Here is a 15912-nt window from a genome sequence, read left to right on the forward strand (position 1 = left end):
ATGATGCGTAAAACGACAGGAACCCTGCTGGCCACGCTGCTGCTGGCCGCCACCGGCGGCAGCGCGCTGTCCGCTGAGGTCACCGTGATGATCTCCGGCGGCTTCAAAGCGGCGCTGGAAAAGCTGGCCCCGGCATGGGAAAAACAAAGCGGCAACCACCTCGTGGTGATCCCCGGGCCGTCGATGGGAAAAACGCCGCAGGCGATCCCTAACCGCCTGGCGCGGGGCGAACACGCGGACGTGGTGATTATGGTCGGCGACGCGCTGACCGGCCTCGAGAAAGCGGGCCGTACGCAACCGGATTCGCGCCGGGAGCTGGCCGACTCGCCCATCGGCGTGGTGGTGAAAGCGGGAGCGCCGCTGCCGGCTATCCGCAGCGCAGACCAGCTGCGGGCGGCGCTGCTGGCTGCGCCGTCGGTCGCGTACTCCGACAGCGCCAGCGGACGCTATGTCAGCTCGACGCTGTTCCACCGCCTGGGCATTGATAAGGCGATGCAGAGCAAAGCGCAGATGGTGGAGCGTATTCCGGTAGCCTCGGAAGTGGCGAAGGGACGGTATTCGATCGGTTTTCAGCAGGTGAGCGAACTGCTGCCGGTGCCCGGCGTGACCTTTGTCGGCGAACTGCCGGATAACCTGCAGTACATCACCCGCTTTGCCGGGGCGGTGACCGTCAGCGCCGACCACCCGCAGGAAGGAAAGGCGCTGCTGACGTATCTGGCCTCACCGGCGGCGCAGGAGACCATCCACGCCACCGGTATGCGAAGCGTAGCTGCCGCCGCGCCGGTCAGCCAGAAGGATACTGTTCAATAATCAGCTTCTCCAGCTCTGCCGCCACGTAGGACTGAATACGGCCGCTGAGGCGGATCAGGCCTACCGTACGGGTGACCACCGGCTCGGTAAGCGGTACGGCGCGGAGAACGGAATGCTCCCCGGCGGGCATCGACATCGCGGGCACGGCGGCAATGCCGATGCCCGCTTCCACCATCCCCAGCATCGTGGTGACGTGGCGGGTTTCGCAAATGCTTGGCCGCGCCGGCGTCAGATGCGCCAGCTCCCTGTCGAGCAGCGTCCGGTTGCCGGAGACCCGATCGAGGCCAATATAATCCTGTTCAAAGTATGCCTGCCAGCTGAGGTGCGTCCTGCTCGCCAGCGGATGGTCGTGCCGACAGGCGGCGACATAGCGGTCGTCGGCCAGCGGGGTGAATTCGATGCTGGCCGGCAGGTTTTTGGCAAAGCAGAGGCCAAAGTCAGCCTGTCCGCTGCTCACCGCCTCAATGACATTCCCGGCGCTGCTGTCGATCAGCCGGATACGCACCTGGGGAAAGCGCGCCTGAAAGCTGCGGATGATTTCCGGCATAAAGTAGTAGGCGGCTGAAGGTACCGTCGCCACTGTCACCAGCCCGGTTCGCGCCTTGCTGACCTGGCTGATATCCGCCAGCACCGTCTCGACGTGGGCCAGCAGCTGCTCCGAACGTTCGGCAAAATTCTGTCCATACAGCGTAAGGGTCACGCGGCGGGTGGTGCGCTCGAACAGCCGGTTGCCTAACGCGGTCTCCAGCTTTTCAATGCGGCGGCTGAGGGCCGACTGCGACAGGCAAATGGATTCTGCGGCCAGCCGAAAGCTGCCATACTCCATCAGGGCGCGAAAGGCATAGAGATCGTTGAAGTCAAAATTTACGGGCATGGCGGCGGCATCCTTATCGGCTGTCTGGCGCCTCGCCCCGTCCGGTGAGGGGCGATGGCGACGAAAATCGGCTCGGCAGGTGACTGGGCGCGCGGCTGACCGCACGCCGGGTCGTCATACCTTGAGCAGTTTTACCGTGGCATCGATATCGATTTCGTCTTCCGAGAAGATCAGGGTTGTCCCCTGAAAGGTGGTGATCGCCAGCTTTTTCACCGAGCGCATCTCTCCCGGCTGCACCGTGGATTTTGGCCGGATGCTGTTCATCAGCAGCCCGACCGATAGCACCGCGTTTTCTTTATCCACGCGGGTCTCGACCGGCTCTTCTTCCCGGTAAACCACATAGGATTTGATGGAGGTCAGCTTCAGCCGCTCGCCGGCGATATAGATATATTTGCTTTCCGGAATGACCTTCACCGCGTAGGCCGACAGCCCTTTATTGTTGGTGGTAGGTTCAAAAGTCACCGCCGCGTCTTTCTTGATGAGATCGGGATTGGCGACCTTAATCACATGAAAATACCGGTTTTCGCCGTTTTCATCTTTGATAAATCCAAAACCTTTATCTTTAAACCACGTTGTGATTGTTCCGTTCATCGCCATTACCGTTCTTACTCGTTGGTTAACTCAAATTTTGCAGCGCGCAGTGTAAAGCACATTGCCTGCGCAGACCATGCCTTTGCGATAAGTGTGGGTGATAAATGACGCCGCCGCGAGGGCGGATCGTGCGCCAGCGTCGTACCGGCGGGCAAAATGGGGTACTATCGTCGGCCACTCCTTCTTCGGGCCGTCTGATGTCCACCATTATCGATACCTTTGTCGCTCCGCCGTGCCGCGAGCAGATAACCCTCCTGTATCAGGACGAACACCTGCTGCTGATCAATAAACCTGCCGGGCTGCTGAGCCTGTCAGGCAAAGATCCGCGCAACCTCGACTCCGTGCATCATCGACTGGTCCAGCGCTTTCCGGGCTGCACCCTGGTACACCGCCTTGATTTCGGCACTTCCGGTCTGATGGTGGTCGCCCGCAACAAGGTGATTAACGCCGCGCTGTGCCAGCAGTTCAGTCAGCGCACGGTGGGTAAGGTCTATACGGCGCTGCTGTGCGGTCATCTGCCGGAAGATGAAGGGATAGTGGAGGCGGCGATCGCCAAAGACCCGGCCCGTTTCCCGCGCATGTCGATCTGCGCCCGGCACGGCAAACCGGCGCGTTCGCGCTACCGGGTAATTGACCGTATGTACCAGACGCGGGAAGGGGAGAGGGCGCTGGCGCTGACGAGGGTGGCGCTCACTCCGGAGACCGGGCGCACCCATCAGCTGCGGATCCACTGTCAGCTGCTGGGCTATCCGATCCTTGGCTGCGATCTGTATGGCGGCCGGGAATTGCCGGGCACGGAACAGGCTCCGCGGCTGATGCTGCACGCCAGCGAACTGCGTTTTCGCCACCCCGTCAGTCGCGAGCCGATGCATATCCAGCAGGCAAGCTCGTTCTGATCGCCTGCCGCCGGAAGCCCGCGATCACCACATCAGGTCGTCGGGCACCTTAAAGTCGGCGTACGGATCGTCTTCATCCTGCTCATCCTGGCTCAGGGCGCTGTGCAACACGATGCTGCTGGCATCGCGCTGGGCAATTTTCTCAGCCACAATCGCCGGAATAATTGCATATTCCCCTTCAGGTTTGTTATCCACCGCCAGGCGGGCAATCGCCAGGCGACCGTTAATCAGCTGGGTTTGGGTGGTCTTGTCGACCATGATTTTTTTGATCAGATTATTATCGGTAAAGTTAAAGCCGATATCGCCCCGGGCGACCGTAATGCGGTTCATCTCAATCAGCTGCTTGACCTGAGCTTTATACTCTTTCGCCAGCACCGCCTGCTTTTGCTGCTCGCTGAGCTGTTTATCGCGCTCCAGCTGGGCTTTTTTATTCTCTTCCACCGCTTCCCGGGCCTCACGGGCCTGCACGCGGGATTTTTTCGCCGTTCTCTGGACTTTGGCCATTTTTTTGCTGCTGACCAGGCCGGCTTTGAGCATCTGCTCTTGTAAGGTAAGTTTTGTCATTTGCGTATCTGAAGCTTAGGAAACATCTGGCAAGTATACCTGCATTGGCGGAAACGACGCCAGACCCGCGGACGTACTGGGCCGCTGTGCCCGGTAGCGCGAGACTGGCCGGGGATTACTCCCGGGGCTGGAGCTGATAAATCCAGGCGCTGACCTGCTGTCCATCGTCGGTGGTCACCTCCACCGACACCCGATCGTACCCCTCCTCAAAGTCGTCCAGCATGGGCCAGTGCGCCGCCAGCCGGTCGGACAGGAACAGATAACCGTTGACCCGCGGGCCGTTGGCATCGAGGACGATCCCCGGAAAATCAGCAGCTGCGCCCCAGCCGCGCGCGAAAAAGGTACCGGTAACGTAGCCCGGACGCCACTCGCCCCCGATCGCCTCCAGAATATGCGCATTACTGCGACCGGGACAGAGCGTCCCATAGACAAATAGCGGTTTCATTTTCTCTCTCTCGTTCGCCCTGATACCCGCCCCCAGCGGAGCGGAAAACCAAAATACGGGGTAATTCAGCGCCTGGCAATGGCCGGGTGGGGGTCAGGCATCTCTCTGATGCCGGGGGAGATTCAGGCGCCGGCGCTGTCGGTGGCATATTTACTGCAGTGACAATTTTAGTGTTGAGTTTTTTTTATTATTTGCAGGTGAATATAAATAATATTTAATAGCGAAATAATAAATGGACGGCTTATGGAATAAGCTGCGTGAATGGAATGAAGAGGAATTATAAAACTTCCTTGGGTTGAATTCAGATATTATTTAGGGCCAGGCGTTACCTCCCCTGGCTATTTCACTTTAAGATAAACCTCCCTTGAACAAAAAATACCATCTGATTTCGAAATTCTCGCGGGCAGGGGAGATATTTCCTGTCCTTGAAGCGGCAGGCAATCAATCGAGCCGAACGACCTTCGGGAGAAAAACCGCTAGTGATGAACAGGCCAGAGCAAATGCAGGGGCTGAGGCGAACGCAAGGTATATGAAGGATATCCCACCGGGCATTTGGTCCTGTCTGCAGACAGATGAAAGTGAAAGGCACAGGAGGTGCGATGAAGATTTTCCGCCCATTATGGCGCGATGGGGCTTTTCTGGTTCCGCAGCAGTTTCAGCAACAGGCCCGCTGGGACGCGCACGTCGCCGATACGGTCTCCCGCATGGCGCTCGCCCACCCCTGGGGGGTATTGCGCGCGGAGTTTGACGCCAGCGCGCTCACCCTTTCCCGGCTCAACGCCACCCGGCTGATCGTGCGTTTCGCCGACGGCGCACTGATTGACACCGAGCTGGCGGATATTTTGCCACCGGTCCGCGATGTATCGGACGTGATGCAGGACAACGTGGAGGTTCTGCTCGCTCTGCCGCTGCTCAGCGCCAGCGGCGGCAATCTTGATGACGGCCAGGAAAGCGCCCGCCCGCGCCGCTGGCGCGCCGAGCAGGTGACCGTGCAGGAGCTGGCAGGCCATGAACGCAGCGAGCTGGCCGTCCTGCGGCACACGCTGACGCTGCGTCTCTCCATCGAAGAAAACGCAGCCTTCCTAACCTGCCCGGTAGCGCGTCTGGTACGCGACGCCCAGGGGCAGTGGATCTTTGACCCGAAATTCATCCCGCCGCTGCTGTCGCTGGCCGCAAGCCCGACGCTGGTCAGCGAGCTGGGCGAGCTGCTACATCGCCTGCAGGCCCGACGCAGACGCCTGATGGCCATGCGCCGTGAAAGCAATGCGCGGATGGCTGATTTTGCCGTGGCGGATGTTTCCCTGTTCTGGCTGCTCAACGCACTGAACAGCGCCGAGCCGGTGCTCAGCGAGCTGCATCAGGACCCTTCGCGCCATCCGGAGCTGCTCTATCGTGAACTGGCCAGGCTGGCCGGCAGTCTGCTGACCTTCTCTCTTGAACATCATCTGGACGCGATCCCCCGCTACCGGCATGCCTCGCCGGAGCAGGTATTCCCACCGCTGTTTGCCCTGTTGGATACGCTGCTCGAAGTCAGCTTGCCCTCAAGGGTGATCGCCATCGCGCTGGAGCAGGGTGCTGACCGGGAGATCTGGCGGGGGAGGCTGCACGATGCACGGCTGCGCGAGGGGGCGGATTTTTATCTGTCGGTGCGCTCTTCACTCCCCCCTCACCAGCTACAGAGCCGCTTTCCGCAGCTCTGTAAGGCGGGTAGCCATGATGATGTCGCCGAGGTCGTCAACATTGCCCTCAGCGGCATCGCGATCAAACCGCTGAGCCACGTGCCGGCGGCCATTCCGCTACGTCTGGAAAACCAATATTTCGCTCTGGATCTCTCCACGGATGCCGCCCGCGCGATGCTGGAGGCTGGCAACTGCACCTTCTATACCCCGGAATCGCTTGGCGACGTGAAACTTGAACTCTTTGCGGTACTGCGCTCATGAATATCTCTGAAAGCGATCTGATCAACAAAACCTTTTACCCGGGCTGGCTGATGGTCAGTCAGTTACGCTGCGGCCAGCCGGTGACCGATGGCGAGGCGCTCTATCGTCAGGCCTGTCGATGGGTGACCGAGGCGCGAGAGGCGCTGGCGGCGGCAGGCGTCAGTGAAGCCAGCGCTGAGCAGATGCTCTATGCCTACTGCGCGCTGCTTGATGAGAGCGTCCTTAACCGCGCCAGTCAGGATGATGGCTGGCGCAGGTGGCGCAAGGATCCGCTGCAGGCGCGCTTTTTCAGCACCCTCAACGCCGGGGAAGAGCTCTGGGAACGGATCCGCCAGCTGCTACGAGAGCCCGCGGCGGATGCGGCAGTGCTGACCTGCTTCTTTCGTACTTTGCAGCTGGGGTTTGTAGGAGAGTACCGCGCCCAGGATGACGAACGGCGTGAGGATGTAGCGCATGCGCTTGGCGCGCGGGTTCCGCCGTTCAGCATAACCCAGGAGGCGCCGGTGGTGGTTCGTGCCTCCCGGCTGCGCAGCGGACGGCGGATGTACTGGTGCGGCTGGGCGGCTGGCATTGTGGCGCTGGCGGCGCTGTGGTTGACCTTCTCCTCCATGCTGTCACAGATGGTGGCGCAGATAGCAGGGCAGGGATAAGAGATGCGTGATAACGCCCGGCGTCTGCTTACGCTACTGACCGTCATCCTGGCCCTGTGGCTGGTGCTGGGCTTCTGGCCGCTGTCCATCGGCAACCAGGTGATCGTCAGTCTGTGCATCCTGCTGGTGGGCGGCGCGGCGCTCTGGCGTCAGCGTCGCCGGGCAGTCAGCCGTCAGCGATCGGAAATCGTCCTGCCGCCCGAGGATTTTCAGGGGGCGGTGGTTCTGGTCTGCGGGGATACCGACGGTCTGTTTCCCGGGCGTTCGGCGCACTGCGAAATCCGCCTCGGCTGGTATCTACGGGGGGAAAGCGCGGAGCAGTTGCCGCTGCTGGCGCAGTACCTGGCGGCGGCGCGTCCAGCGCTGGTATCGCAGGTTTCCGTGCTGCTGGCGGTGGTACCGGAGCACCACACCGCCGGGGAGCACCTGGTGCAGTCGCTACGCGACTGGCGGCGGAGTATTGTTCAGTGCCGAACCTGGTTAAACGGTCTGCCGCCGGTGTGGAGCGTGTTCTGGGTGACGCCGCCTGGCGGCCAGGCAGCGGAAAGCCGCTGGTTTACCGTCACGCCGGATCGGCCTGGTCTCCAGGTGCGGCAGAAGGGACAAGCGCCCCAGTCGATTGCCGACTGGCAGCGAGGGGGCAGCTCTGCCTCACGCCTGCATCATACGCTGTGGCTGGAGAGCATTCTGGCGTTGGCAGAAAACGTTCTTTTCCGGCCACTAAGCACTCGCCAGGCGGAACTTTCGCCGTTGGACCTGTGCGCCATGGGCATCTGCCTGACGCCGGTGACGGCGGTGGCAAATAACCTCTGGCAACAGCAAATCGCCGGGATCACCACGCTCTCCCCGGGCAACGCCGCGGCGCCAGGTCCTCACCCGCTGCCGGATCTTCTTCTGTCGTCACTGCCGCACCGCCACGGGGTCAGCCGCCGGATGCGCGATGCCGGTCTTGCCGCTGGCGTGGGCTTCCTCTTTCTGGCGCTGGCGATGTTGGCTTCCTTTATCAACAACCAGCGCCTGGTGCGCAGCGTCGGCGATCATCTGGCGGTGTACTACCGCCTCAGCGGCACGCCGCCGATGCCGAAGCTGCAGGCGCAGCAGCGTCTGCGTACCGACAGCCGCCAGCTGGATGACTGGCTGCGTCGGGGAGAGCCGCTGCGTTACCGGCTGGGGTTGTATCAGGGATTGCGGCTGATCCCCTTCGTGGAAGCCGCGATCAATGACTGGGCGCCGCCCCCGCCGCCGCGTCCGGTCATTAAGCAGGTTGTGCAGGGGCCGCAGACGATCCGCCTCGATAGCATGGCGCTGTTCGATACCGGCAAATCGACGCTGAAACCGGGTTCGACAAAGCTGCTGGTGAACTCGCTGCTGGGCATTAAGGCGAAATCCGGCTGGCTGATCGTGGTGGCAGGCCATACCGATAGCATCGGCAACGATAGATCCAATCAACAGCTCTCTCTGAAGCGTGCCGAGGCGGTCCGCGACTGGATGCGCGATACCGGCGATGTGCCGGAGAGCTGTTTTGCGGTGCAGGGCTACGGCGAAAGTCGTCCTGTCGCCAGCAACGAGACGCCAGACGGGCGGGCGCAAAATCGCCGGGTGGAGATCAGTCTGGTCCCGCAGAAGGACGCCTGTCTGACGCCGGGCACGGCTAATACCTCAGGAGCCGGGGCTGCCGCATTAAAAAACGAAACCGAGTAATCCGCGACCCCGATCGCGGACGTTGAACAACAACAATCTGCCTGCCTGACCCTGTGCGCTACGGGTCCCTGATAAACAGGAAATAGCGATGGGCGGTAGCGTGCCTGCAGCCAGTCAATCTTGTCGGCAAGTGGGGCCTCTGCGGGGGTGAAGTGCGGGACGGTGGGATGGATAAAGGAGATCTGCATCGACAGCGCTAAGGACATTGCCAGAGAAATGCTGGCAGCGTTAAACGTTGAAGGTTCCGGTTTCTGGCTGCTCTTTTTATTTCTCAGTCAGTGAATATAAATATCCCTGGGGTTGCCTTTTAGTAATGAAGTTCCTGGTGGGGTATCTGAGATATCGATATGCACATAAATATATTTATGATGAATGAGATGATTATCATTAAACAAAATTAAACAGGGCGTCCTGTGAATTGATTTTTGATAGTCATTACAGCGGAGTAAAACAGGAATATAATGGATACCTCTTCAATAATTACCGGCACCACCCTCAACCGTTACCAGCTGGATATTCCGTCATGTACTGCATCGCTGGATGTGGAAGAATTCAGCGGTGCAGAAAAACTCAGTGAAACGTATCTCTGGACAATTTATTTCACCAGCACGGATAAAAATATCGACACCAGCCAGTTACTGAGCAAACCGGCGACGCTGACGATGGGCGGCGGCATATTACAGAGCCTGACCGAATGCAAACGGGTGCATGGCGTGGTCACGCATTTTGAGCGTATCAGTGGCTCTGCCGACCAGGCAGAGTACATGATAACCCTCGAACCCTTCCTCTCGCTGCTGGACAAACAGTTCCGCACCCATCGTTTCTTCGTCAATAAATCGGTGCCGGAAGTGGTGAAGCAGGTATTGCAGGAACATCACCTGCATGACTGGGAGTATGAGTTTAATCTCAAGCAACACTATCCGCGGCGCGAGCAAATTAATCAGTATCAGGAGAGTGACCTGGCGTTTATCCAGCGCCTGCTGGCAGAGGTGGGGATATTTTATTTCTTCACCCTGCAGGAAGAGGCCCAGAGCGAAGTGGTCCACTTCGCCGACGCGCAGCGGGCGCTGATGTTCGATAAGACACTGCCGGTTAACAGCCCGTCCGGGATGAGCGACAGCGGTGCGGAATCGATATGGGGTCTGAACATCACGCACAACGTCGTAGAGGCGAACGTCACTACCCGGGATTATAACCCCCGCGATGCGCAGAGCGTTCTCCAGTCGGCAACAGCGGATATGACCCAGGGAAATGGTGAAGGCATCACTTACGGAGAGGTATACCACTATAAGCTTCGCCACCGGGAGCGGGGCGATAAAATCGACCCGCAGGCGGAGACCGCCAACTTCTATGCCCGTCTCGACCATGAGCGTTTTCTCGCTCGCCAGACGCTGATTACCGCGAGCAGTACGGCAGCCTGGCTGGCGCCGGCCCAGGTGCTGACCCTCACCGACAGCCTGCCGTCGACCCTGCCTGCGCCCGTGCAGGATTCGCTGTTAATCACCGGCACCGGTTTTACCGCCAGCCGCCGGGAGGCGCTGCGGGTGACCCTGCTGGCGGTGCCCTACAGCGAAACATTGTGCTGGCGTCCGCCGCTGCTGCCGCGCCCGAAGGTGACTGGCACCATGACGGCGCGGGTGACCAGCGCGAAGGCGAATGATATCTACGCCTGGCAGGATGCGTCCGGCCTGTACCGGGTGAAATTTGACGCTGACAGAGATGATAAAGGGCAGGGTCAGGAAAGCATGCCGGTGCGTCTCGCCAAACCCTATGGCGGCGACGTGTACGGCTTTCACTTCCCGCTGATTCAGGGAACGGAAGTGGCGATAGCGTTCCACGAAGGCGATCCCGACCGGCCGTATATCGCTCATGCGCTGCACGACTCGCGGCATGTTGACCCTGTGACGGAAAAGAACAGCACCCGAAATGTGATTCGTACTCCGGCCAATAATAAGCTGCGAATGGAGGACAAGCGCGGCGAGGAGCATATCAAGCTCAGCACCGATTACGGCGGCAAGACGCAGCTCAACCTGGGGCATAACGTGAATGCGCAGAGGGAGTTGCGGGGCGAGGGGGCGGAACTGCGTACGGATAAATGGGTGAGCATCCGGGGCGGTGCGGGAGTGTTTATTACGGCGGACCCACAGCAATCGGCCAGAGGAATGATGCTGGATATGTCTGCTGCCTTGAGCCAGCTCCGGCAGGCACAGAATCTGGCGGAATCGTTAAGCAGCGCAGCAGAAATCGCGAAAGCAGAGTTGGCGGACCTGCAAACGCAGAAAACCCTGTTGAACGAGACACTGACAGAACTCAGGAAATCAGCGCTGTTGCTTTCTGCCCCTGAAGGGATAGCGCAAGTGACGCCGAAATCCCTGCAATTATCAGCTGGAGAAAACATTACAGCAACAAGCGGTGGTAATACCGATTTCAGTATTCTGAAAAAATTGACTGTTGCGGCAGGAGAAAGAATCGGCCTGTATGCCCAGAAGCTGGGTATCAAACTGTTTGCCAGTAAAGGAAAAGTAGAGATTCAGGCTCAGGGGGATGAAATGACGCTGGATGCGCTTAAAGATATCCGGGTTAGTAGTAGTGAAGGGAAAATCATCATCAGTGCCAAAAAAGAAATTATTCTGACCAGCGGTGGGGGCTATATCCGGATAGCTGATGGCACGGTAGAGTGCGCGGCCCCGGATAAAATTATCGAACGCGGCGCGGTGTGGCAGAAATTTGGCGGGCAAAGTATCACTGAGGCGGTTCAGCAGTGGGATAGTGCGGATTTTGCTGTTACGCCAGAGGTGCGCTGGGAGCAGACCGGTAAACTGGCAAAAAATCAGAAAGTCCTTGTTACCCGCGATGATGGAAGCACAACAGAGATGATAACTGATGGTGAGGGACGTTTGCCAAAACAGAGCGGTCTCTTTGTTGAGGAAATAAAAGTGGAAAGTCCTGATAATCTGAAAAACTAAAAAACAGACAGAGAGCAAACAGTATATGACCACAATAAGTACGGATCTCAGCGCAAAGAATAAAATTGGTTCAGTGACAATTAATGACTATCGCATTATCCCTGTTGTTTTTATTCCGGGAGTTATGGGGAGTAACCTGAAAGACGGTGATGATAATGTTATCTGGCGATATGATGATGATTTGTCATTAATAGGCTGGTCATTACCCGGTTCCGGACCAGAAGAGAGAAAGAAACTGCTCCATCCTGACAGAGTTCAGGTTGATAACCGTGGAGTGATTATTTCGTCACAGCAACAGGAACAGCAAAGTCAGATAATGCTTGACAATCCTGTCAATAAATACGATTCAGAATCAATAGACCGTCTGGGCGCTGCGCTTAAAAAGGCCCAGGAAAACGATCCGGAAACAAAGCTTTTTGGCACACGTGCTGCCCGTGGTTGGGGGGAAGTTGCCGCAGCCAGCTATGGTTCGTTTCTTGATTTACTCCAGCTAGCTTTATTTCGGGATAAGCCTTGTAAAGATAGTCCTCTTAATGCGATTTATAAAAAATTAATTACTGAAGCGCTGGGGGTTGAGTTTTGTAGTAGTGGGAATAGTGATTCTCTGGATGAACAGGCTCTTGAAGTCATGAAGCAATATCAGTTTCCTGTCCATGCAATGGGGTATAACTGGCTCGGTTCTAATATGAAATCAGCGGACCATCTGAAGTCCCGTATTAATAAGATTGTTCAGGGTTATAAAAACAGAGGTATGAAATGCCATAAAGTCATTCTGGTCACCCACTCAATGGGGGGGCTGGTAGCAAGATATTATTCAGAGTGTCTGGACCTGGACGGTGGTACAGGTAATCAAAATATCTACGGGATTGTACACGGAGTGATGCCTTCAACTGGCGCAGCGCCTGCTTACACACGTATGAAACGCGGAACCGAGAATCCTGAATCAAGTGCAAAGGGATATATTACATCACAGATACTTGGGCGGAATGCAGCAGAAATGACGGCAATTTGTTCCCAGTCTGCCGGACCACTGGAGCTGCTGCCATCCGTGGACTATGGTACTGACTGGCTTAAAATAACCGATCGTCATGGTGTAACCACGTCGCTACCAGGGAATAATCCTTATGCAAATCTTTATTTAAAAAGGGATGTCTGGTGGAAGTTGATCGATGAAAACTTGTTGAATCCTTACAATGTTTCATTGGATAAAATTCAAATCGAGGCTGATTGGGAAATCTATTCTGGCATTATGGCTAAAGTTAAGGAGTTTCATGATAAAATAACTGGCAAGTATCATCCTAATACTTATTCTTTTTATGGGAAAGTATCTGATATTGTTATTCCTCCAGCATATCTAACACAAGAAATTGCTCGCTGGAAAGGAAGCATTGCCATTGGAGATGCCGCTGTTTTAAAGAAAAAATATATTCTCAATGACGGACGCCTGGATTACCGGGAGATAAAGGAGAAAAGGACGGTAGCAGATACCCTTTCCGAAAAAGAGCAGAGCTGGAAGGTTTCTTCTCATGGCTCTGGTTATATGAAAAATTATAATTCAGAATATGTCTATATAGGTCAATGTTTTACCCTGCAGGATTCCAGTGAAAATGGCGATGGTACCGTGCCGTTACGGGCCGGAAAAATCCCCGATCGCTTTGTAAAGGAAAGGTTGAGTGTCAATGTATCTCATGAAGCAGCCTACCGTAATGAAACCAGTCTGGCTTTTACATTGCGTTCAATTATTAAAATAGCCCAGCAGGTCAATGATGATGAAGAAATGGCATATACGGAATAATCTGACCCACCAGCCTGGCGTGGTGATATCATTACTGATTACTTTACTGGTCGTGACCGGTTTTTTTATATATCACAATAATAATTACTCTTATTCACTTACCGATAAGGAACAGCAGATGGTCAGTACACTTTTACAACAGCCAGAAACCCGGTATTTTGGTTACTATTCTGTTGCTTTGCCAGCAGAGTTTACCCCGGCACCAGAGATGTTTATGTTCATACAGGGGTCAGATATGACTAAAATTGAGAGTAAACAGCAATATTATCCACCTTTTGAGCAATTTCTTAATCGATATAAAGAAGAACTTAAAAATACACGACCAGATAGTTCTGATGATGCACCTTTTTTGAAAAAAACCGAAATATTACCATCAGGAATGAGTGGGGTATTATTTGAGAGGATGGAAGAAAGATATTACTCTGATGTCTCAAGAATTCTTGAGGCTTACCGATGGGATGATGGAGTTACATTTAAAATAACTATGAAGGCCAGAGATGGCAGATCTTCAAAATATGATCGAGACAGGGAAACTTTTAAAAGTAGCTATCGTTATGATATTCCAGAAAAAAAATCTCTTTTACTCAGTATATTATCAAGTCTGCACCCCCGGAAAGATAATCAGCGCCCGCAGGGGAACAATCTGGCCATAAAATATGGTGAGGTGAAAGAGTCACTGCTTGGGGAATATGAAATGACGGTGAAGTATATAAACAGATATGGAATTAAAGTTTATTTCAATACGGATAACAGCACTTACATTGGAACTCCTTTGCTAAAAAAAGATCATCGAGTAATGGAAAATTCCTATGGTACCACGCTGTATAAAGGTAGCAGAAAAGTGAATGGTCTCGATGTCGTTGAATGGCTGGTCAGAGAGAACCAGATATCAGAGGGTATTCCCATTATAAGTTATGCCTTTACGCTGAGAATTAATGAGGGCAGGGTTGGGGGAATGATGCCGCTGACCGTGAATATGAGATACACATCACGGGACAATAGCTCGGGTGAGATATTAAGTGAGCCTGAACTGGTTGCAGTCTGGCAGCATATAACAGAAACACTGGAGTACCATAAATCCTGGTGATCATTTTTTGAATGGATCTGTAATTTACTTAGGTGATGGTAATTCCACTGGTTTATGAACACTGTTCTTAATATTGTTTAAATGAAAGTATTGTTATCTGTGATACAATTATGCTTTCTATCCGTTTAATATAGGATAAATATTATGCCAGCATTAGTCTGTCTGGGAGATGCCACTACTCATGGCGGTAAAGTCATTTCAGCATCTTCCACTATGTTTATTAATGGTATTCAGGTTGCACTGGTTGGTGACCTTGTATCCTGCCCGAAACATGGTTCCGGTCGTATTATTGAAGGTGATTCCACGGCATCAGAGGAGGGCGTATTTATTGTTGTGGATAATTGCCTCTGTGAATGTGGTTGCCGTGTTATCAGTTCTTATACCGAAAACAGTATTGAGTCATAATTATGCAATGGCCTGTTCCTGATATACCGGAGAAAAACCCACTTCCTTGTCCTGAATACAAAACATGGGGTGTGATTCTTTTCATTATGCTGGCGGCTGGAGGAACTCTGGTATTATTTGTCGGCAGAGTCACCAGTTACGGGCAGGTGATTCTGTATGGTGTGCTACCGGCATTTTTTATCTGGTTGTGTTTCTTCGGTGTTATCTGGCATCGCTATGAAAAGTCTGTTAATGACACACTATTGTGGAATAAAGAATCTGAGCGGACGAGATCACACTGGCAACGCTGGTGCAGGCAGCAATGGGTTGTTGTGGGTAATATTGTGCTGACACCGGAAAAAGACGGAATTGCTGCCCTTCTGGGAGATTATGCGGATATACCCGCTTATCCGCGCAAGGCCCGGTCTTTGCATACTGTTCTTGCTGGATTGAATAACCGGCTGGAATATATTGATGCCCAGGTAGAGAAACAGTGTCCAGGATATCGCCATTTTTTATATGCGATAAAAATTCTTCTTCCTGGCGTGAGTCAGCAGTTATCGGTTAGTCAGGCTGTTTATAAACAATGGGATTTATACCCGGAGTATATTAATTCAGTTGATGATATTCAGGTTGATTCAGAACAGAAGGGACTTATTCTTCTGCTTTGTATTCAGGACTGGTTTACTGATAACAACAAAAAGCACAGCGAATTTATTTCTGGACAGATTATTACATTAGTTTCGTTTTCCTCAGTACATAAGCTGCCAGTTATGGCCGGGATGGGAAGGGTCTTATCCGCTGATTCGTTAACCAGCGCACTGGATATATTGTCTGAATATAACAGGCTAAACAACACAGACTTACATCATATCTGGTTGACAGGAGTTGATAATGATGAACGGGCGAAAATCGTTCAATATGCCGGAGAGCAGCAATGGCAGTTACCGGCAAAACTGCCGTGTCATTTGCTGGATCATACCTTCGGACCTGGCGGACCATTGTCATTTCCCGTTTCTGTCGCACTGATGGTTGATGCAGCTGTTCATACCGGTGAAATGCAGTTGCTTATTTCACAGCAGCGAAAAAATAAGTACTCACTTTGCCTGATCACCAGGGAGTTATTTTTATGACGGCGGGAAATTCAACACCAGAGATCCGTTACAGTGTTACCGGATACATTATTCTGATTATTGGCCTTGCCGGAAT

General features: G+C 54.4%; 14 protein-coding genes and 1 pseudogene. 11 read left to right on the forward strand and 4 right to left on the reverse strand.

Annotated elements, in window-relative coordinates; translation table 11 throughout:
- The gene (locus tag MKR05_RS06930) at positions 1-810 is read left to right on the forward strand and encodes a substrate-binding domain-containing protein (RefSeq protein WP_238874816.1); all 810 of its coding nucleotides are present in this window, start codon (positions 1-3) and stop codon (positions 808-810) included.
- Here the strand turns inward: MKR05_RS06930 and MKR05_RS06935 are convergent.
- Positions 785-1684, reverse strand: a complete 900-nt coding sequence (locus MKR05_RS06935; protein WP_023290175.1) for a LysR family transcriptional regulator — start codon at positions 1682-1684, stop codon at positions 785-787. The two genes, MKR05_RS06930 and MKR05_RS06935, sit on opposite strands and share 26 nt — an antisense overlap.
- Positions 1685-1798: 114 nt before the next feature.
- Positions 1799-2281 carry a cold-shock protein gene (locus MKR05_RS06940; protein WP_004203243.1) on the reverse strand — a complete coding sequence of 161 codons (483 nt, stop codon included), beginning with the start codon at positions 2279-2281 and terminating at the stop codon, positions 1799-1801.
- 191 nt (positions 2282-2472) lie between these two features.
- Between MKR05_RS06940 and MKR05_RS06945 the strand changes: the two genes are divergently transcribed.
- The gene (locus MKR05_RS06945; RefSeq protein WP_032428902.1) at positions 2473-3171 is read left to right on the forward strand and encodes an RluA family pseudouridine synthase; all 699 of its coding nucleotides are present in this window, start codon (positions 2473-2475) and stop codon (positions 3169-3171) included.
- Between the two features lie 24 nt (positions 3172-3195).
- On the opposite strand, the gene MKR05_RS06950 is transcribed toward MKR05_RS06945, so the two are convergent.
- Together MKR05_RS06950 and MKR05_RS06955 are read right to left on the reverse strand one after the other, a co-directional pair.
- Entirely contained in the window at positions 3196-3735 is a 540-nt protein-coding gene (locus MKR05_RS06950; protein WP_023290173.1) for a DUF2058 domain-containing protein, read from the reverse strand.
- Between the two features lie 115 nt (positions 3736-3850).
- Positions 3851-4180 carry a gamma-glutamylcyclotransferase family protein gene (locus MKR05_RS06955; RefSeq protein WP_065813353.1) on the reverse strand — a complete coding sequence of 110 codons (330 nt, stop codon included), beginning with the start codon at positions 4178-4180 and terminating at the stop codon, positions 3851-3853.
- A 599-nt stretch (positions 4181-4779) separates the two neighbouring features.
- On the opposite strand from MKR05_RS06955, the gene tssK reads away from it, so the two are divergent.
- The 9 genes and pseudogenes from tssK to MKR05_RS07000 all read left to right on the forward strand — a co-directional run bounded on the left by tssK (position 4780) and on the right by MKR05_RS07000 (position 15836).
- Positions 4780-6120, forward strand: a complete 1341-nt coding sequence (tssK, locus tag MKR05_RS06960; protein WP_032453324.1) for a type VI secretion system baseplate subunit TssK — start codon at positions 4780-4782, stop codon at positions 6118-6120.
- Positions 6117-6770, forward strand: coding sequence for a type VI secretion system protein TssL, short form (gene tssL, locus MKR05_RS06965; protein ID WP_023290170.1), 654 nt, complete (start codon positions 6117-6119; stop codon positions 6768-6770). The genes tssK and tssL overlap by 4 nt, the downstream gene beginning before the upstream one ends.
- 3 nt (positions 6771-6773) lie before the next feature.
- Positions 6774-8471, forward strand: coding sequence for an OmpA family protein (locus tag MKR05_RS06970; protein ID WP_284118160.1), 1698 nt, complete (start codon positions 6774-6776; stop codon positions 8469-8471).
- Positions 8472-8657: 186 nt separating this feature from the next.
- A pseudogene (locus MKR05_RS06975) lies at positions 8658-8782 on the forward strand (hypothetical protein).
- Positions 8783-8932: 150 nt separating this feature from the next.
- A complete protein-coding gene (locus tag MKR05_RS06980) occupies positions 8933-11437 on the forward strand; it encodes a type VI secretion system Vgr family protein (RefSeq protein WP_131096005.1) in 2505 nt (834 codons plus the stop codon).
- Positions 11438-11462: 25 nt separating this feature from the next.
- Positions 11463-13232, forward strand: a complete 1770-nt coding sequence (locus MKR05_RS06985; RefSeq protein WP_064157465.1) for a lipase/acyltransferase domain-containing protein — start codon at positions 11463-11465, stop codon at positions 13230-13232.
- Positions 13201-14319: a T6SS immunity protein Tli4 family protein gene (locus tag MKR05_RS06990; RefSeq protein ID WP_224252757.1), complete on the forward strand. Its 1119-nt coding sequence runs from the start codon at positions 13201-13203 to the stop codon at positions 14317-14319. The genes MKR05_RS06985 and MKR05_RS06990 overlap by 32 nt, the downstream gene beginning before the upstream one ends.
- A gap of 144 nt (positions 14320-14463) precedes the next feature.
- Positions 14464-14724 (forward strand): PAAR domain-containing protein, encoded by a 261-nt coding sequence (locus tag MKR05_RS06995; RefSeq protein WP_060592484.1) that lies wholly within the window; start codon positions 14464-14466, stop codon positions 14722-14724.
- A gap of 2 nt (positions 14725-14726) precedes the next feature.
- A complete protein-coding gene (locus MKR05_RS07000) occupies positions 14727-15836 on the forward strand; it encodes a hypothetical protein (protein ID WP_050533284.1) in 1110 nt (369 codons plus the stop codon).
- Positions 15837-15912: the final 76 nt, after the last annotated feature.

Origin of the sequence: Klebsiella sp. K5-204 (assembly GCF_030128585.1) — a bacterium.
Classification (GTDB): Bacteria; Pseudomonadota; Gammaproteobacteria; order Enterobacterales; family Enterobacteriaceae; genus Klebsiella; species Klebsiella quasipneumoniae.